The 18,828-nt window shown below is 37.9% G+C and carries 13 protein-coding genes; 8 read left to right on the forward strand and 5 right to left on the reverse strand.

The features are described from left to right. Genes BM308_RS01670 through BM308_RS01705 form a run of 8 tightly spaced genes read left to right on the forward strand, consistent with a single transcriptional unit; the run spans nucleotide 1 to nucleotide 14,000 of the window. Nucleotides 1–1,575: a formylglycine-generating enzyme family protein gene (locus BM308_RS01670; RefSeq protein ID WP_074942565.1), complete on the forward strand. Its 1,575-nt coding sequence runs from the start codon at nucleotides 1–3 to the stop codon at nucleotides 1,573–1,575. A 15-nt stretch (nucleotides 1,576–1,590) separates the two neighbouring features. Beyond that, complete coding sequence (locus tag BM308_RS01675; RefSeq protein ID WP_074942566.1) at nucleotides 1,591–2,274, forward strand: YMGG-like glycine zipper-containing protein; 684 nt, start codon at nucleotides 1,591–1,593, stop codon at nucleotides 2,272–2,274. A 9-nt stretch (nucleotides 2,275–2,283) separates the two neighbouring features. Then, entirely contained in the window at nucleotides 2,284–2,757 is a 474-nt protein-coding gene (locus tag BM308_RS01680) for a hypothetical protein (RefSeq protein ID WP_074942567.1), read from the forward strand. A gap of 26 nt (nucleotides 2,758–2,783) precedes the next feature. Continuing rightward, nucleotides 2,784–3,845 (forward strand): S41 family peptidase, encoded by a 1,062-nt coding sequence (locus BM308_RS01685; RefSeq protein ID WP_074942568.1) that lies wholly within the window; start codon nucleotides 2,784–2,786, stop codon nucleotides 3,843–3,845. Between the two features lie 25 nt (nucleotides 3,846–3,870). After that, nucleotides 3,871–5,862, forward strand: a complete 1,992-nt coding sequence (locus BM308_RS01690) for an ankyrin repeat domain-containing protein (RefSeq protein WP_074942569.1) — start codon at nucleotides 3,871–3,873, stop codon at nucleotides 5,860–5,862. A gap of 33 nt (nucleotides 5,863–5,895) precedes the next feature. Continuing rightward, nucleotides 5,896–8,322 (forward strand): ankyrin repeat domain-containing protein, encoded by a 2,427-nt coding sequence (locus BM308_RS01695; RefSeq protein WP_074942570.1) that lies wholly within the window; start codon nucleotides 5,896–5,898, stop codon nucleotides 8,320–8,322. A gap of 54 nt (nucleotides 8,323–8,376) precedes the next feature. Beyond that, a complete protein-coding gene (locus BM308_RS01700) occupies nucleotides 8,377–9,879 on the forward strand; it encodes an ankyrin repeat domain-containing protein (RefSeq protein WP_074942571.1) in 1,503 nt (500 codons plus the stop codon). Further along, nucleotides 9,876–14,000: a hypothetical protein gene (locus BM308_RS01705; protein ID WP_074942572.1), complete on the forward strand. Its 4,125-nt coding sequence runs from the start codon at nucleotides 9,876–9,878 to the stop codon at nucleotides 13,998–14,000. Before BM308_RS01700 ends, BM308_RS01705 begins: the two co-directional genes overlap by 4 nt. Before the next feature lie 75 nt (nucleotides 14,001–14,075). Here the strand turns inward: BM308_RS01705 and ychF are convergent, their stop codons facing one another. The 5 genes from ychF to gluQRS all read right to left on the reverse strand — a co-directional run bounded on the left by ychF (nucleotide 14,076) and on the right by gluQRS (nucleotide 18,800). Beyond that, a complete protein-coding gene (gene ychF, locus BM308_RS01710; protein WP_074942573.1) occupies nucleotides 14,076–15,170 on the reverse strand; it encodes a redox-regulated ATPase YchF in 1,095 nt (364 codons plus the stop codon). Nucleotides 15,171–15,179: 9 nt separating this feature from the next. Beyond that, nucleotides 15,180–15,776, reverse strand: coding sequence for an aminoacyl-tRNA hydrolase (pth, locus tag BM308_RS01715; RefSeq protein WP_074942574.1), 597 nt, complete (start codon nucleotides 15,774–15,776; stop codon nucleotides 15,180–15,182). Further along, nucleotides 15,769–16,263, reverse strand: coding sequence for a 2-amino-4-hydroxy-6-hydroxymethyldihydropteridine diphosphokinase (folK, locus tag BM308_RS01720; RefSeq protein WP_074942575.1), 495 nt, complete (start codon nucleotides 16,261–16,263; stop codon nucleotides 15,769–15,771). The genes pth and folK overlap by 8 nt, the downstream gene beginning before the upstream one ends. Continuing rightward, on the reverse strand, nucleotides 16,260–17,711 hold the full coding sequence (gene pcnB / locus BM308_RS01725; protein WP_143098546.1) for a polynucleotide adenylyltransferase PcnB: 1,452 nt from the start codon (nucleotides 17,709–17,711) through the stop codon (nucleotides 16,260–16,262). Before pcnB ends, folK begins: the two co-directional genes overlap by 4 nt. A 222-nt stretch (nucleotides 17,712–17,933) precedes the next feature. After that, nucleotides 17,934–18,800: a tRNA glutamyl-Q(34) synthetase GluQRS gene (gene gluQRS / locus BM308_RS01730; RefSeq protein ID WP_074942577.1), complete on the reverse strand. Its 867-nt coding sequence runs from the start codon at nucleotides 18,798–18,800 to the stop codon at nucleotides 17,934–17,936. Nucleotides 18,801–18,828: the final 28 nt, after the last annotated feature.

Below are 18,828 nucleotides of genomic sequence, written 5' to 3' on the forward strand. Positions count from 1 at the left end.
ATGAAAATAAAAAACTTTTCTCTATTACCTTTATTTTTAGTAACAATCTGCGCATCTGCCTTTGCTGATGAGAACAAAAATGAATGTGATTCACTAAAGATTAAAGGCCCAAACAACAGTGTCTTTGAGTTTTGCAAGGTAAAAGTTAAAGGCGGAGTTTCGTCACTTGCTGGTCAGTCTTTTATTATGGGCTCTTCTGTTGGAGACTTTAGAACTCCTCCAACTGCGGTTGTTGTTGGCGGTGCTTTTGCTGACTCAGATAGTCGTTATTACTATATTGGAAAATATGAAGTAAGTAACGCTCAGTATAAGGCTGTAACAGGTAAAGAATTTAAGGAAGGGCAGGATGATTATCCTATAACTCAGGTTACCTGGTTTGATGTTCAGAATTTTATGGATTCTTTAAATAAATATTTATATGAACATGAAATTAAGAACATGCCTAAATCTGGCTCTTATCCTGGCTATATAAGATTACCAACAGAAGAAGAATGGGAATTTGCTGCGAGAGGCGGAACTAGTGTGTCCGCAACTCTGTTTGATGCAGATACTCCATATGATGAATCTGATGATGAACTGTCTGCTTTTGAATGGTATGCAGGTCCAGAGTCGTCTCACAATAAAGTTCAGAAAATCGGCAAACTTCAGCCTAATCCCTTAGGTATTCATGACATGCTTGGTAATGTTCAGGAGATGACTGACAGTTTATATCGTGTTGAATACTATCAGGGACGTTCCGGCGGATTTGCTGCAAGAGGTGGGCATTATCTAACGGAAGATACTGATATGACATCCTCAAAGCGCTCAGAGGAACCTTTTTATATTGGCTCTGTTGATAAAGGAATGAAACCTAATGCCAAGCCAACTATGGGGTTTAGGTTGTCTATTGGAATTCCTATCATGACCGACAATAAAGCAATTGCTCAGCTGCAGAAGGACTGGGAGAGCCATCGTAAGGGGGATGGTGCCAAAATGCCTGCTGCAGTCTCTGTTTCTGATACGTCAACTAAAGAAGCAATACCTGCAAATGAGGCATTAAAGCGCCTTGACAGAATTGGTGAAGCTTTAACCAAGGCTGGCCTGAGTGATTCTTTGAAAAATGAACTTGAAGGTACTCGTTCATCCTTACTGGATATGGTTAATGTAAGACGTAAGGCAGATGAAGATTCCGCAAGAGTCTGGGTAAAAATTGCCTGTGAGCGCGGTATGTACTTATCCGTAAATCTTCATGGCTTTGAAGTGACGAGGAATGCACCTACAGAAAAACTGAAACAAAGAGCCGAACAGTTTGAATATAACGTTAAATCTGGACTTGAGAACTACAGCGAAATAATGGTGGAACTTGCAAAATTGCCAAAAGAAGCAGTTGTAAATGGTTTTACTGAATACGCTAAAACTATGACAAAGAAGCTTGATAAAGAAAAGCAAGGAGAGAAGAACGAAGGTAGTGAGAATCGTATTAAAGATCTAAGCGCTCAAATCGCAAAAATAGAGATTACAAAAGCACATTATCTCTATTACGAGAAGGAAAAGCGTTTTGATCCTCAAAACTGGTCTAAGGATTATCTCAAATAACAGGGAGCAATAAATATGTCATCTACAACTTTTGGAATTTCTTCAAAAATTACTGCATTTGCCGTTGCTATAACCTTAGCTTTGGGAAGCTGTGGCTGCACTAACATTAAAGATGATTCAACCCGTACTAAAACCGAAGGTACCTTAGCCGGTGCTGGAATTGGTGCCGCACTTGGTGCAGGTCTGGGGGCCTTATTTGGTGGTAGTAAAGGTGCATTGGCAGGTGCTGCTATTGGTGCAGGCGTAGGTTCTTTATCTGGATATTTCTACGGTAAGCACGTTGCGGATAAAAAGGCTGAGTATGCTTCTCGAGAAGAATGGCTAGATGCCTGTATTGATCGTTCTCGTCAGGTAACAGCTGATACAAAGAAATACAATGAGCAATTGAAAAAGGACATTGCTGCTTTAGATAAAGAGACAAAGACGCTTACTGCAAAGAATGCAAAAACAGATAAGAAAACCTTAAAAGAAGAGAGCAAAAAGATTGCTTCCCTGCAGTCTGATACAAAAAAGAATATTAGTAATCTCGAGAGTGAGGTTGAAAAGCAGAAAACTGTTTTAGCTGATGCTAAGCAAAATGGTAATACACAGGAAGCTAAAATTTTGGATGCCGAGATCAAGAAGCTGAATGCTCAAATTAAAGAGATGAAGGAATACAACAATAAGCTTGCAAGTATTTCTGCTCGTGTTGCTGTTTAAGGAGTTTGTATGAGGATTTCTCATTTTATTGCTGTTTTAGGTCTGGGAGCTTTCATCTGTGGTTGTGCTACAACAGATGATCCAAGAAGCGGAGGTTTGTTCAGTTATAGTCCGACCAAATACGAAAAGAGGATTAAGGATAGAGAAGAAAGACTTAAGAGTATTGAAGCTGAGCAGCAGAAAGAACAGGCAGAGCAGGCTAGTTTAAAGAAACAGAAGAGCTCCCTGCAAAAGGAAGTTAATTCTCTGAAGAAAAAGCTCAATTCTTCACAAACCAAGCTTGATAATAATCTTGCCAGCATGAAAAACAGCTCTAACAGTGCTGAAGTTGCGGCCTTACAGAAGAAAAGTGCTCAAATTAAAAAACAGTCAGCTCAGGTAAATGAGATTGATGATATTGAGAAAAAGAAGGCCGAAATTATAAGACTGCAAAAGGAACTTAAGAATCTGGAATTAGAAGCTGATGCTCTAAGCAGACTTTAGTCCTAAGGAATTCAGGAGGAGTAGTAATGATAGTAAATTTAAAGATTTTATATGTAACCACATTTATTAGCGTTATTACTCCTTCCTGTGTATATGCTGTAGATGAATCATTAGCTGTCAGAAGTTATCTTGAAAAATCTGCGTACTTAATTGATTCCTCTTCTCTTGAATTCAATGTTGATTCGATAAGGAATTTTAGTTCAGATGCTTTTAACAGCAGTCTAAAAAAATACGATAAATATGCCTCATACATGGACAAGGAGAATTTCACAAAAATCAAGAAGATAAATACCAGTAAGATTGGAGGAGTAGGAATGGATCTTGTTTATGACAGACAGAACAATATCCGTTGTATTCCTTTTACTGATTCTCCTGCCGATAATTGTGGAATTGAATATCAGGATATTCTGGTTGCAGTTGATCGTATAGATGTCAGAGGTGATAGCCTTGAAGAGATAGCCGAACTTATACGAGGTGAGGTAAATACAACCGTAGAGCTGACTATAGAAAAATCTGATGGTCATATGGAGAGCTATGAGATTGAAAGATTAAATAAAGTTTATAAGGATGTTGAAAAAACAAGTGACGGTCCTGAGACTATAAAAATTAACAGATTTTCAAAAGGAGTTGCTTTATCACTGAAAAAAGAGCTTTTAAAGCTTTCAACTCCTGATGAAAAAAGAATCTTTATTGATCTTAGAGGTAACACTGGAGGCTTCTTAGAAGAAGGGGCTGAATGTGCAGCCTTGTTCCTTGAAAAAGGAAAGACAATTTATACATATAAAAGTAAATCCGGTACAGAGGAACACAAGTCTTTAACGGATGGAATAGCGAAAGATAGAAAAGTCATCATTATCATGGATTCACTTACAGCAAGTTCTGCTGAACTGATGATAAGTGCTTTAAAGAGCAATAATCCTAAGGTTTCAACATACGGTAAGGTCTCAGCAGGTAAATCTTTAATTCAGGACGTTTTCAATTTAAAAGATGGATCTGTATTAAAGTTTAGCGTTGGTGAGTTGCTTTTTAAGGATCAGGATTATGGCTGGCAGGATGTTGGATTAAAGCCAGATGTAGAACAACAATGAATTAAGTAAAAGTGAGGATTATCCCATGAGAGTAAGTGTTCTTCAGGTGATTTTACCTTTAGCTCTTATTACATTAGGCAGTAGCCAAAGTGTATTTGCTGATGTTTCTTATTCTCTTGAATCTTCAGGTAAGGATGAAGCTTCTGCTTTGGGTAATCTCAGAATGGCTGCCTTAAGAGAATATGTGTCTACAGTTGTCACCAAGGATGATTTAAAGAAGAACTCAAAGGTTTTTCGTAATGAGATTTTTCTAAAAGTAAACAATCTGACCAAAACAGATGATTCTATTGAGTACAGAAAAGAGAATAAAAAAACTTTTGCAAAGGGAACTGTTATTGTTGATGATTCTTCGATTCAGCAGATTTTATCCAATAATTCGATATTAACCTCAATAGTAACGAAAAATACAGAAAACAGTTTATCATCTGCAAAAACGGTTAACTCAGGGGATGAATCACCTGTTCAAAGTCCTTCTTCACAAAGCTCTGCTTCTTTAGAAAGTAGTATTCCAAAGTCTGATGATACTGCTGTGACTGCATCTTTAAATGATAAGAATTCAGATAATAGCGCTGAAATCGCAACAAATGCCCAAAATGATCTGTTAAAGGACAATTTAGATAAAAATACCTCTACTAACGAGCCAGTTTCTCAGACTGCAGACAATTCTCAGGTTCAATCTCAGACTGCAGAAGTTGCTAATAATGGTCAGGACAATATAGATAAATCAGTTTCAGAGAATAACTCTTCTAATCTTATCCCAAAAAGTCCTGCCGAGTATTTTAAGCAAAAGGGTACTCGTGAGGAAAAAATTGCTGAGTTAAAGAAAGATCTTCAAAATGGTCATAATCCAAATGGAGACATTTATGCAGGTGGATTTGTAATGCCTCTTTTGATCTTCTCTTTAAAGGAGAACGATCCTGATCTTGTAAAACTACTTGTAAGTAAAGGGGCTGATGTTAACAAAGAGTTTAAGGAATTTGATGATCCTCCTGCTTCTCCTCTTTATTATTATCTCGATAAACACCAGATGGGCAAGTCAAGAGATCTTTTTAATCTTGAAATTGTAAAGATCCTTGTTGAAGGCGGTGCTGATATTGGCTACAAGAGAGGAAAGCATTCTGTAAATGAACTTATGCTTTCAAGTCCTTATGAGATTCAGTCTTATTATCTGTCACTAAGTCCAGATCTTTCGGATTATAAGGATGTTGCTTCTAAATATCTGAAGTCAGATTCTGAAAATCCTCATCATCTTGAAGTTTTCTCAAAACTGTTATCTTTAGGCTTAGATCCTAATTATATGGTAGGTAAGACTCCGTTACTGTTAAAGGCTTACGAGGATAAAGGAATCGAGTATGCGAAAGCTCTTTTGGAGAACAAAGCCAATCCAAATATCGAATATTCAGACAAGCCAATTATATTTGAGGCTGTGAATAAAAAAGATCTGGAATTTATTAAGTTACTAGTTTCATCTGGTGCTGATATTAACGCCGTAACTAAGAATGGAGAGACTCCTCTTCTCAGCGCAATTGAAGATTCATTGGGAATTGATTTAATTAAAGTCTTACTTGATTTAAAAGCAGATCCAAACCTCGCAAAGAAGGATGATGATAATAAATCTCCACTTATGTACGCTATAGAACAGAAGACAGTCTCAATGGAGCTTATTGATGCTCTTATATCTCATGGGGCTGATGTCAATGCAAAAGATACAGATGAAGGCTTTACACCTTTGCTTTATGCAATTGAATCTGGCAAGTCACCATATATAGATGTAATAAAAAAACTTCTTGAAGCAGGGGCAGATCCAAATGTTGTGGATGATTATGGATATCCAGTGATTGCTCATGCATTTGAAGCAAAGTCCCCTGAGACAGTGAAACTCCTGATTGATAAAGGTGTTGATTTAAAAAAGGCATTAGCTTTGGTTGTGGAAGATAAGACTGTTGAACAACATCTTAAGGACGATGACGAAGCCAATTTTAATGAAATCTTAAAATATCTTAAAGAGCATCAGTAGCATTTTTTATAGAGAATGACATAAGGATAAGTTATGAAGAACCTTAACAGAAGCTTGATAAATCTTGCCGTAGTAGGCTGTATTGCCATATTTTCAGAAAGTGTTATTGCCTCATCCTATGAGCTTGAGGCAACTGGAAAGGATGAAGCAGCTGCTTTAGGCAATCTGAAAATGGCAGCATTGCGAGCTGAGGTTCAGAAGACCTTATCAAAAGACGAGATGAAGCAGAATGCAAAACTCCTGCGAAATGAGGTCTTTTTAAAGGTAAATGATTTTACACATGAATCAGGTACCCCAGCTTATAGCACTGAGAATAACAAGGTAAAGGTAAAAGGTTCAATTGAGGTTGACTCAGATAAGCTTTTGTCGGTTTTGGGTAAGGCTCCATTGGTAAAAGAAGGTGCTGTCAAAGCAGATACCTCAGATACCAAATCAGAGGTTCAGATTGCTCAAAATACAGCCCTTAATCCGGTTTCTTCTCAGACAGAAGATGCTTTATCGATCTCTAATTCTGAAAAGACAGATTCTTCTGGTAGTAAGGGGGATTTTGCTGCTGAAAATATACCAGATTCAACTGTTCAGACCAGACAAACTAACGTATCTGAAGAAATTTCACAGAGGGGCTCTGATTCTAATTCTGTCTCTCCGGAATCTGCAGCTGGGTTTGAGGTGCTAAAGGTTGCTCATGTTTCAGCTTCAGAAGAGGAAAACCAAAAGTTCAGACAGAAAACTTTAACAGGATTTACAAAGATTGAAGAAATAGAGAGTTTCATAAAATCAGGATGTGACCCTAATGTTTTGGGAACAAGAGATTTTGGTTCAAAGAAATCTGCTAAGGTTCCTTTATTGTTCAGTTATGTTGCCTGGAAACAGGCTCAAGTTGAAGTAGTAAAACTTCTTTGTGAATCCGGAGCCTGGTATAACTGGCAGAATGAGGAAGGCACTCTTTGTATTGCATCAGAGATACTTAATTCTAAAGAGGAAATTATTAATTACTGGTTGAGTCTCAAGCCTGATTTAAAGCGACTCAAAATGATTAATTTCTATAACGGAAATCAAGAGAACCTTTTAAGAAATTGGCTGGATAGAAGAGATTCAAAAGATATAAAAGACCATTTGGGAATCTTTAAAAAACTGCTTGAGCTGGGGGCAGATCCTAATGTCAGCTTGAATCTAGAGCCATTGATTTGGACAGTATATGAAAAAACAGGCTCTGAATATGCGAAAGCTATGCTGGAAAAAGGCGCTGATCCAAATGCATATATTGGAACGAATGGTTCGTTTCCTCGTCAGGTCCTAAAAGATAATGATGAAGTTTTGCTGGATTCAATGATTGCACATGGGTTAAATGTAAAAGAAACTCCAACAGATGGTAAAGGTCTCTTAAATAATTATCTCCACATGTTTTACAGATGGCGTGACAACAAACCAACCGCTCAAATTGTAAAGAAACTTGTTGAAGCTGGAGCTGACTACAATTGGGAGAGTGATGACGGCTCAAGCTCCATTGCTGAATCTGTTGTATCAACCAAAGACTATGACATTGTTGAATACTGGCTTAGCCTGAATCCTGATTTAAAAAAACTAAAATCTTATGAAAGTCTGAAAGTCAGTTTATTAGATAGGCTATTGTCCTTTAAAAATGTTGAGGATCAGAGAAATAAGGAGCTCTTTAAAAAATTACTTCAAATCGGATGTGATCCTAATGGTCTGGTTCGTGGTCGCTATCCTATTCTTAAGGAAGCATACGAAACAGGAGGAGTTGATTACGCGAAATTACTTCTTGATTCAGGTGCAGATGCAAATATAGTTGACTACTATAAAGATCCTTTAATTTTCTATGCTAATGAAAATAAAGACCTTAATCTTCTGAAATTATTAAAAGAATACAAAGCCGATGTTAATGCTTTTAATCATCGTCAGGAGTCTATGCTCCTATCTGCCATAAGCGATAATTCTGTTTCTCTCGAGTATATCCAGGGGCTTTTAGATTTAGGCTGTGATGTAAATGTTGCCGATAAACGCGGCATTACTCCTCTAATGAAAGCAGTTTCAGATTACAGTGAAAAAAATGAAAAAATTGTTGATGAGCTGTTGAATGGGGGCGCTGATGTAAATGCCGTTTCTGATAAAAAGCGTACTGCACTGATTTACGCAATTTCTCAACCTGAAACTCCATCAATCAGTGTTATAGATAAGCTTTTATCTAAGGGAGCAAATATTGATGCTCAAGACGAGGATGGAGCCACTGCACTAACTTTTGCAATGTCAACCGGTGATATAGATATAGTAAAGCATCTTATTGACAAAAAGGCAGATGTTAATCTTGCGTTAAGTCCATCCACTAAGATAAAGAATAAAGATGGGCAGTATGAAGAAAAAACTTTAAAGCAAATTCTCAAAGAAACTGACAATGAATCAGTAAAAGAACTAAAGATCGTACTAAAAAAATACTTATAGAAGACCTTTAATTAACTCTCTAAGTACAAAACTCTTTATTGTTAGGAGCCACTAATGGGTATAGTTAACTTTTTGAAAAGAGCTTTGATTATCCTAGTTTTTAGCATTATTTCCAATGTTTATGCAGCTAACTCAAAGGAGTTGATTAATGCTGTAGTCTATAGCGGCTCACAATATTCCGAGAGTACAGAAAAGAAAATTACAGAGTTTCTAGATAAAGGTGATGTAAACCTTAATTCTCAAATAGGCAACCGTTCTCTATTTAGTTTTATTACCCAAAGAGCTAAAACTCCAGATCTGATAAAAAAGGCCTTAGATAAAGGAGCTGATCCTAATTTAAAAGGTGTCTATGGTTTTACCCCTTTTATGATTGCTGCTGCATTAAGAGAATCCAAATTTATTGAACCATTCTTAAGTTCCGGAAAAGTCGATTTTACACTTAAAGCTGACAATCAGGAAAATGCTCTTCTTTTTGCTGAAAGCAATGATTCTGATAAGACCGCAATTGTCAAAATTCTAGAGTCTAAACCTCCTGTTGAAGCTATAAATTCTCCTGGAGGAGATGGTGATTATCTGATTTTCAGGCTGTTTAGACGTAATTCCTTATATTCAAAATTCTACCCTCATCAGGAACAGGCTTTTAGACTGCTTGGAGAACTTAAAGCAGATTTCAATCTTATTGGTAAGGATGGAGTTAGTGTCCTTCAAAAAACTTTGGGTGATTCTTCTCGATCTTTGTCATTTTCTCCTGAAAATGTCGAACTGCTTTTGAACTGCGGCGCTAAAGTTAACACCAAAAATAATTACGGTGACACTGCTCTTCACTTTATTCTCGATTATCCAATTGATAATGAAAAAAACACCAATCTGTTAAAGCTATTTCTCTCTAAAGGTGAAGATCTTGAGGTTAGGGACAAAGAGGGCAATACACCTCTTTTAAGACTGTTTGCCTTACTAAAAGGTAACAGATCTGAATCATCACTAATGAATGCTTTGAATCTTCTGCTTGAACATAATGCCAAAACAGATGCCGTGAATAATTCCGGTCTGAATGTGATGATGGCTGCTGCAGCAAATGGTTGTTCAAAATGTGTAACAAGGTTACTTGAAGCTAAAGCTCCTCTTGATTATGACAATTCTTTCAATCCTATTTTGTTCTATGCGCTAAAAGGGGAGATGAGTAACGAGGGAATTGAGACTTTGATAAAGGCTGGAGCTGATGTTAATGCACCTAATAGCAACGGAATGACTCCTTTAATGGCAGCACTGCAGCTTTCACTTGAATCAAGACTTATCGAGACTTTGATAAAACATGGGGCAGATGTTAATAAAGCTGATAATGATGGACATACTCCTCTGATGACAATGGGGCTTTATGATCCCAAAAACAGCATTGTAAGGGCCCTTCTTAAGGCAGGAGCAGATCCTTCTGTTAAGGATAAGAATGGTAAAAGTGCTTTAGATTACCTAAGAAGCAGTGTGTTGTACTCTCATCCAAAATACACAAAAGAGAGTCATGAAGTCGAGGCATATCTTAGCGGAGAGAAAAAACTATGAATAAGTTCAGTTTCAGAATAAAAAAGATAACTTTCTCTCTTCTTGTTTGTGTCTTTTGTTTTACCTTTCAGTTAAATTCGGTGTTTGCTGAAAATCTTGAAGTGAAGGCTGTTGGTAAAGATGAGAATACAGCAATTGTTAATGCTCAAGTTGCTGCAGTAAGAACTGTCATGAATGACATGTTACAACAAGATTTTGTAAAAAGCCATGTCAAAGAGTTAAGAGGAATTATAGCCAAGGCTGATAATTATTCTGCTAAGCCTGTTATCAGTTCTTCAAATAAAAAAAATAACCGAGTTGAGCTTATTGCAACAGTTGAGGTTAATAAAGAAGCTTTATCTGAAGCCCTAAGAGCATTGGGGGCAACTATAGTAAAAAGTTACAAGGATATTTACGCTGAGAGACTAAATTTAACAAAACAGGTGTTTCAAAAGTTTTTCGGTAATCATGGAGAGCTGCTGGTAAAGAGTATTCCTGCAAAACTAACAGATGAAAATGAAGGGAAAACTGAGTCCATTGTTTCAGACTGCAATATTTTTGGACCTGATAATACCGATACCTTTAAACCTAATTCGCCTATTGTCGTCAGATATATAAATTCAGACAAGAAGAATACCAGAGTTTATTTTGCCTTGGTTAAATCTTCATTTCCTCTTGAAACATACGAGCAAACCAAGAGTAACACAGAGCAGGACTCGTTTTATAAAGATTCCGCTGATGGACTTTGTGAGTTTATCACGCCCCTTAATCAGGGAAACTATGAAATCAGAATGTTCAATGATAATGCTGGTGCCTGTATAGCAAGATATTCCTTCAAAGTAAGATCCGAGATAACTCCTGCATTTGAACTTGAACGTAATATTTTTGCACCAGATGAAGAAATCTGTTTAAAAGTAAATGGACTGGATGATTTTGATTGTTTAAATCTGATGCTTGTAAAAGCAGAGGATTCTGAGAAAAGATATAAAGAAATCAGGGATAAACGCTATAATCATTCAGATGACATCTATGCTAACGAAGATGGTCTAGTTAATGTCGATTATATGAATATTAAAGCTCCTGCTGAAGAGGGCGATTATGTATTACAGCTAAGACCATCAGGCAGTAGGAAGTATAGCTCATATAATTATTTGTATTCACTTCCATTAGCCTCCATTCCTGTTACCATCAAAAGACCTAACGTAACTGATGAGTATCAGCTTCTGACCATGCCTGAGTATGTTTCAGGGGTAAAGGTTCATGCAATAATCGGAAAACCTGAGAATACAGAACGAACTAAGTATCTACTTAAAAAGGAAGACTCTGATAAAGCAATTCTGGACCGTTCTGTTTCATCTAGTGTTGTCTTGTCAAATCTTTATGAAGAAGATGCCTTGTATGAAACTGGTGAATATAAGGTTGAACTGTACGAAAAAGAAAAAGATGAAACTCCTAAGTTTGTATCTTCGTTTAGAGTAATTCCTAATCCTTCGGATGCTTCTATCATTCCTTCTTTAGAACTTTACTCAAATCAGATCCATCTAGGAGGATATATAAAATTTGATTTTACAGCATCAAGTAATTTAAATAAGTCAGCCTTTATTGGTCTGGTCCCAAAAGACACACCAAAGGATCCAGATAGTAGCTTCAAGGCTGCAAAGGATCGTATTTTTAATCTGAATCATAAGCGTTATGGAATAGAACAAGTTATCGATTCTAGTGGGCTTGAGGCTGGAAAATATGAATTAAGAATGTTTGATAGAAATGATGAAAAAGGTCAACTTCTTACAAGTTCTGAGCTCGAAATTAAAGGTGAAGCAGATGTCCGTCAAGTTGAGCAGGAGGTTCTAAAAGATATTGAGGACCTTATGAGTGTACATATCACGCTTAACCCTCCAAGATTGATTTCTTCATCAATTACTATCCCTGATTTATCCACAAAGTATGATCTTAATATTCAGTACGAGGGTGAAAGTGAACCTGTGTACAAACTCATTTCTGAATACTCTCCTGAAGAAAGAGTTCGTCTGCTTCCAAAAGTTGAATTCAGAAAAGTAGCAAATTTCAAAGACGCCTGTGATATCGAAATTGAAAAGAAAATTTTCGAGGATGCTCGAGTCTCTTATACCCTAGGAAGAGATAGCTCTTTGGAAAGTGAACTAAAAAGCTTTGCGCAATCGGTGTTGACTGAATGGCCTGTACCAGGTGGTCTTGAAAAAGTACAGACTGCTTTTAAAGTAGGAAACGATTTGAGAGAACACGGAGCTGCTGGTCTTGATGCGTTATCTGAAAAGAAATATGGAGATGCAGCAAAAGAAGCTTCATTATTTATTTTAAAGACTCTTATCAATACCTGTGGCGAGTCGGAATGCTTCCTTAAAGCTATCGGTGCTGATAAGCAGAAAGCCAATGTCTATTTTGGTTCTTTGAGTGATGCTCAATTTGAGGAATTCTTAAAAAGACAGGCAAAGATTGTTCAAAGAAATCCAAATATAGGAACGCTGGCTTCAAGAGCTCCAACTTTGACAGAACCTCTTCTTAATCGTCTTAAATACTTAAAAAATGTCGATATGGCTCAAAAATATGAGAATATTCTTATTGGAGCTGATAAGACTCTTGCAGTTGGATCTGCTCTTAAGGATGCAAAGCCAGACCCTGGCACTGATAGCTTTATTACCATTGATAACGGTGTTATAAAAACCAATACCTACGGAAGTGCTGCAACAGCCATAGCTGAATCCTTATGTAGAGCTGATGCTAAATGCGCCGCAGTTGTATCTACAGCAAGGCTAGCTTATCACACAGCTTTGGATGTTAGAGATTTTGCTCGAGATAGTGCGGTTATTGCAGCTTATACAAAATGGAAAATGACAAGACAGAGTGATGCTGATTTTGAAGCATCTACTGATGAAGAAAAAAATATTAAGGATGAATATAACAGAAGAATAGATGTAAAAACAAAAGTTCCTCTTCTTGTTGGAGGAGATGCTCTTGCCTCTCAAGTTCGTAACATAATGGCAAAGACGTTGCATTACAATGAAGAAACAGGGGCTATATTGAATGATAATCACAGGGAGAATGCCCGAATATTACGTCAGACCTGTGCAAAATTTGGATACAGTTCCGACAATTGCATTCAGCTTAAATTTAAAGAAAACGAATTTACTGATGATGAGGTTGAAGCCTACCTGGAGAAACAATTTAAGGAATGGCAGAAACTAGAGGAAAATAACTCTTTGATTTTCGAGAGAACCAAAGAAGTTCAGGATATATTTAAGGATATTCAGGATAATAACAGACAATGTGCCTTGAATTTCAAGAAATACTATGACGCAAATATTAAGAAAAGACAAAAATTGCAAGATATTTCTATTTTTGACATAGACAAGTGTAAAGAAGAGAAAGAGCTCTTCGAGGCTTTTCTAGATCTTCAGAACAAACTTGAAAATGGTTATATGTCAGCGATTCCTCCAGATGGAAAAATATGCTTTTTAAAGGAAAAAAACAGGAGAAATAAGTTTGCTCAACAGGATTTCTGCGATGTAATGAATATTTGGGGAGATAGTGACAAAAAACTGGTTGAACAGAAACTCATGGAAGCTGTTTCAGACCGTGCCTGCAACTGTGGTGTAAGTTTCAGTGTAGTTGATGGTGAACTCTATAAAGCTGGAAATGAACCTTATACAAGAATGAAGGAAGTCTCTGAAAAAGCTAAGGCTAAAATTGCTTTAGATGAAGCCGGACTGAAATTGAAAAAAGAAAAACTTGAGAAAATGGAAAACTACACCGATGATTTTCGTATTTCGGTTGCGATGGAACATCTGAATGCTACTCATGTACTTGATTGTATGTGTAAGCAATGTACTCATTGTGCAAGTACAGCCGGTGGAGGTAATGGTTATGATGGCGGTGGAAGATGTAGAGCCTATGGTGTAAGTGGTCATACCTGGCCATTTCCAATGCCTTCTGGGGCAGATGTTAAGCGTAGATGTGGTTATAATGACGCTTTGAGAAAACATCTTTTAAAGGAAACTGATGATAAAAAATTAGACCCAATGCGTAAATATAAGGATGTAAGAAAAGAAATTATAAAAGCTGATGAGTTTTTATCCTTAAGACCAAAGAATAAATGTGGGAAGTAATTGGGGATGAAAGGAGTTTTGCAACCATAAATTTGGGGGCTATAAAAGCCCCCGATATTTAATAGCAAAAAGTAATTAAACGTTGAATAGGAACTCGAACAGATCTCCATCCTGAACGATGTAATCCTTTCCTTCTGAACGTAACTTACCTGCTTCCTTAGCTCCGCTTTCACCCTTGTACTTGATGAAGTCATCATAGCTGATGGTCTGAGCTCTAATGAAGCCTCTTTCAAAGTCAGAGTGAATCTTACCTGCAGCCTGAGGAGCTGTTGCGCCAACCTTTACAGTCCAGGCTCTAACTTCCTTAGGTCCAGCAGTAAAGAATGTCTGTAGACCTAATAACTTGTAGCCTGCACGGATAACACGGTTTAGACCAGGCTCTTCAAGACCTAGGCTGTCCATGAACTCTTTGCGGTCTTCCTCTTCCATTGAAGCAAGATCAGCCTCAATAGCGGCAGAAACAGGAACAACGATTGACTTCTCTTCCTTTGCAAGCTTCTCAACTGCATCAAGATATGGATTATTGGTGAATCCATCTTCTGATACGTTTGCAATGTACATTACAGGCTTGATGGTCAGGAAGCTGAAGTTGCGAAGTGCAAGTCTGTCAGCCTCAGTGAAATCAACGCTACGAAGCATCTTACCCTGTTCAAGAGCTGGTTTACATTTCTCAAGAGCGATAACCTGAGCTAAAGCTTCCTTGTCGCCACCGGTTCTTGCTCTCTTCTCAAGACGCTGAAGGGCCTTGTCACAGATATCAAGATCGCTTAGGGCCAGCTCGGTGTTGATAACATCAATATCAGCTACTGGATCAACCTGACCTGCAACGTGGATAACATTCTCATCATCAAAGCAGCGGACTACGTGAGCGATAGCATCAGTTTCACGGATGTTCATCAGGAACTGATTTCCAAGACCTTCACCCTTTGATGCGCCTTTTACTAGACCTGCAATATCAACGAATTCCATTGAGGTTGGAACAATCTTCTGTGGCTTTACAATTTCTGAGATTGCATCAAGACGAGGATCTGGTACAGGAACGATACCAGTATTAGGCTCAATGGTGCAGAATGGAAAGTTTTCTGCAGCGATGCCTGCTTTTGTAAGAGCGTTGAACAAAGTTGACTTTCCAACATTAGGAAGTCCAACAATACCGCATTTAAAACCCATTTTACTCTCCTAATTAGGCTTATAACCGTTAACTAATGCTGTAGCCTTTGAAATGCCGTCGGTGAATAATTTATCAATTGCATCCAAAGCTGTGTTATATGCATTATCAATAAGAATCTGATCGTTTGTATCTGGTCTGCCAAGTACCCAGTTGATAACTTCTTTTGAAGGTGGTTTACCAATACCAAGTCTCAGTCTGTAATAGTTCTGAGAATTAGACAGATTTGCTGTGATGCTGCGAAGTCCGTTGTGACCGGCAAGACCACCCGCAAACTTAAGCTTCATGAAGCCTGGATTCAAATCCAGATCATCGTGGCAGACTAAAATCTCTTCAGGCTGGATTTTGTAGAAATTGCAAAGTGCAGCTACGCTTCTACCTGATTCGTTCATAAAAGTGGTAGGGAAGAGAAGTCTGACTTCATTTCCATGAATATTGCCGCGACCCAGGATTCCCTGAAATTTTCCCTCTGGTCTTAAATCGATATTGTACTTTCTTGCCAGAAGATATAAAAAATCCACACCAATGTTATGACGGGTATGTTCATACTGTGAGCCAGGATTTCCAAGGCCAACAATAAGCTTTATAGAAACGGTATCTTTAGCCATTTATAAGTTCCACATCACTTTTTTCTTTTTCTGCAAGTTTTTCATATAGCTCTAGAACACTTGCATTGAATGTACTAACTATTAAATCAGGTTCAATATCTCTAAGAGGTGCCAGAACAAATGCTCTCTCGTGCATTCTTGGGTGTGGCACGATGAGTTCTTCTGTGTTAATAATCTCATCACCATAGATAATAAGATCTATATCCAGAGTTCTTGGCCCATTCCTGAATAATCTAACCCTTTTATATTTCTGCTCCAGTGCCTGCATTTTATGGAGAATATCGAGGGGCTCCAGAGATGTTTCAAATGAGCAGGCTAGATTTATAAAATCATCCTGATCAAGATATCCGACAGGCTTTGTTCTGTAAAAAGGAGACATCTTAAAGTTGCTGATTCCGTTTATATCTTTTATATCGGAAACAGCATCCTTTAAAATCTTTAAACTATCACCTAGATTTGAGCCTAAGGATAAAACAGCAAGGGTCATTTTACATCCAGGTGCATAGCTGCACGCCAGGCTCTGGCCTTTTCAAGCTGCTTCTTTCTCTTAGCTGAAAGATTTGCCTCATCGTCAAATGATTCCTCATTTGCCTTTCTTTTGGCTTTCTTTGAGGCCAGTTTTTCCTCATAAGCCCTTTTCTTCTGAGCCAGCTTCTCTTTCTTTCTGGCTTTTCTGCCAAGGTGCTGTTCTTCCTTTCTTGCCTTTCTCTTATCTGCAAGTTCCTTGCTCTTGATGTAGTAAGGCTCCCAGAAATCAACTGCACTCTTTAAATATGGCTCGAACTTTCCTCTTAAAGCAAGGAAGTCATATGACGCTCTAAAGATATTTCTTGCAGAAATTTCGTCAACATTGCAGTTATCAATATCATCCAGAGTAAGCTGCATTCTCCACAGTGATCTGATACTGTCTGCAACCGCCATTGGCATATCTGTAATTTTGTTCTGATCAGTGATAATGTCATTTAAAAGACCACTGATAAGCTTATTCTGAGGAACTAGAACTACTGCGCTGTTATAGGTCTGGTTGGAGATAAACATTCTCTTCTGGAATACAGCCCATAAAATAACTGCATAAAGGAAGTGAGGCATGTTCCTCTTATCTTCCTGATATCTCTTATCTGAACTGCTGAGTGCGTACTCAACGAAGTTAATGTAGTTCTGATTATCTAAAAGTTCTGCTGCAGAAGGGAACAGTAGCTCAAAAATATTGTACTTGCGTAAGGTTCTGAATGTTTGCAGTCCATGTCCGGTTAGGAACAGTTTGTTTACTTCCTCGAACATACGGGCATTTGAAACAGCATTAAGATTTGAAGACATCTTCTTTATAGGAGACAGAGTTCTTCTTGAGATCTTAAAGTCTAGTTTTGCGCAGAATCTTAGAGCTCTGATCATTCTGACAGGATCTTCACTGTAGCGGGTCTCAGGATCACCTATGATGTCAATGACTCCTTGCTGCATATCGTACAGGCCGCCGTTGAAGTCATAGATAACCTTCTTTACAGGGTCAAGATACAGGGCGTTAATAGTGAAGTCACGTCTCTGAGAATCCTCAATAATGTTCTTTCCATAAACATTATCGCGGATCAGCATACCTGACTCTGCCTTGACACGAGTTCTTCCTGAGTGCTGTTTTGCAGGAGCAGCCTTATTGCTTCTAAAGGTTGTAACTTCAATGATTTCCTTGCCCTGCAGCACGTGAACGATCTTGAATCTTCTGCCGATGATTCTTGAGTTTGATACGAAAATCTGTCTTATTTGTTCAGGAGTAGCGTTTGTTGATACATCAAAATCTTTTGGCTTTTTTCCTAATAGAAGATCTCGGATGCATCCACCTACAAGATATGCCTCATAATGATGTTTCTGCAGAGTTGCAACAACACGCATCGCATAACTGGATATCTCATTGAGATTTATGCAAAGATCATCTGTGCTCACTTCAAGTTTTGATGAGCCGTGTTTTTTAGCAAGTGCTTTACTGCTCTTAAGGCTTGATATATCAAGTGAATCTAAAGGTGTGCTAATTTTTTTTCTCCTAAAAACAAACAAACACGGTGCATTATATCATCATTTATATGCGAAAAAATAATTTGTGATACAGATCTATCTGGATAGCTGTGTCGCAACTGTGCGCCAAATTCTCTTTAGCAAACTTCTTTCCTAAGCTATGACTTTCTTTCCGACAGGTATTCTCTTGATTTCAAAGCGCTCTAAAGCCTTGTCTAAAATTGTCTTAGGTGACATTTCAGAGCTTAAACCATCTATATCCTGATTTAGAAAATTCAGTGCCTTAATCAGCATTTCTGATGGAGTTCCCTGATCAAGGACTGCAGGGGAATGGTTCTGCTTGGATAACTTGTAGGTCTCATCAGCCATTGCCAGAGGAAGATGCAGATAGGAGATATAGTCTGCATCAAGAGCTTTATATAGACACATCTGTGTTGTCGTAATGTCAATGAGATCTGAGCCTCTTACAACCTGGGTTATTCCCTGATTTATGTCGTCAACCACACAGGCCAGATTATAGGAGATAACCTTGTCTCGTCTTATAAGCGTCAGTGATTCCTGAGGAACAGGAAAGCTCATCTGACCGTAGATTTCATCTTCAAAAAAGTCCTGATGTACCTTAGGAATAATAAAGCGAAGGGCAAGATTATCTTCAGAATCCTCTTTTAAGCCTTTTTGAAGACACTGACAGGTGTTGGTTTTGAGGTAGCTTCTGGTACAGTTGCAGTAGAATGCCTTACCCTCTGTTACGAGTTTCTTTGCAACTTTATAGTAAACATCAGTGTGTTCTGACTGTATGTATGGTTCTCCATCAAAGTAAAAGCCGAATTCCTCAAGTTCCTTGAGAATAATCCTGGTGTATTCCTTTTTACATCTGAAAAAATCAAGATCCTCGATTCTAAGCAGAATCTTTCCGTCATTGATTTTTGCAACGGCATAGGAACCAAGTGCGGCAACAAGTGAGCCAAAATGAAGTCTGCCGCTTGGTGATGGAGCAAATCTACCTATATATTGGGACATAAACAAAAATAGGTGGCACTAGGCCACC

The organism is Succinivibrio dextrinosolvens (assembly GCF_900116345.1).
GTDB lineage: Bacteria > Pseudomonadota > Gammaproteobacteria > Enterobacterales > Succinivibrionaceae > Succinivibrio > Succinivibrio dextrinosolvens_B.

What these genes read in the sequence shown, in the direction of transcription:
- BM308_RS01705 (WP_074942572.1), top strand. Translation starts at nt 9,876, where the DNA reads ATGAATAAGTTCAGTTTCAGAATAAAAAAGATAACTTTCTCTCTTCTT.
- BM308_RS01690 (WP_074942569.1), top strand. Translation starts at nt 3,871, where the DNA reads ATGAGAGTAAGTGTTCTTCAGGTGATTTTACCTTTAGCTCTTATTACA.
- pth (WP_074942574.1), bottom strand. Translation starts at nt 15,776, where the DNA reads ATGGCTAAAGATACCGTTTCTATAAAGCTTATTGTTGGCCTTGGAAAT.
- BM308_RS01700 (WP_074942571.1), top strand. Translation starts at nt 8,377, where the DNA reads ATGGGTATAGTTAACTTTTTGAAAAGAGCTTTGATTATCCTAGTTTTT.
- BM308_RS01680 (WP_074942567.1), top strand. Translation starts at nt 2,284, where the DNA reads ATGAGGATTTCTCATTTTATTGCTGTTTTAGGTCTGGGAGCTTTCATC.
- BM308_RS01675 (WP_074942566.1), top strand. Translation starts at nt 1,591, where the DNA reads ATGTCATCTACAACTTTTGGAATTTCTTCAAAAATTACTGCATTTGCC.
- BM308_RS01685 (WP_074942568.1), top strand. Translation starts at nt 2,784, where the DNA reads ATGATAGTAAATTTAAAGATTTTATATGTAACCACATTTATTAGCGTT.
- folK (WP_074942575.1), bottom strand. Translation starts at nt 16,263, where the DNA reads ATGACCCTTGCTGTTTTATCCTTAGGCTCAAATCTAGGTGATAGTTTA.
- BM308_RS01695 (WP_074942570.1), top strand. Translation starts at nt 5,896, where the DNA reads ATGAAGAACCTTAACAGAAGCTTGATAAATCTTGCCGTAGTAGGCTGT.
- ychF (WP_074942573.1), bottom strand. Translation starts at nt 15,170, where the DNA reads ATGGGTTTTAAATGCGGTATTGTTGGACTTCCTAATGTTGGAAAGTCA.
- gluQRS (WP_074942577.1), bottom strand. Translation starts at nt 18,800, where the DNA reads ATGTCCCAATATATAGGTAGATTTGCTCCATCACCAAGCGGCAGACTT.
- BM308_RS01670 (WP_074942565.1), top strand. Translation starts at nt 1, where the DNA reads ATGAAAATAAAAAACTTTTCTCTATTACCTTTATTTTTAGTAACAATC.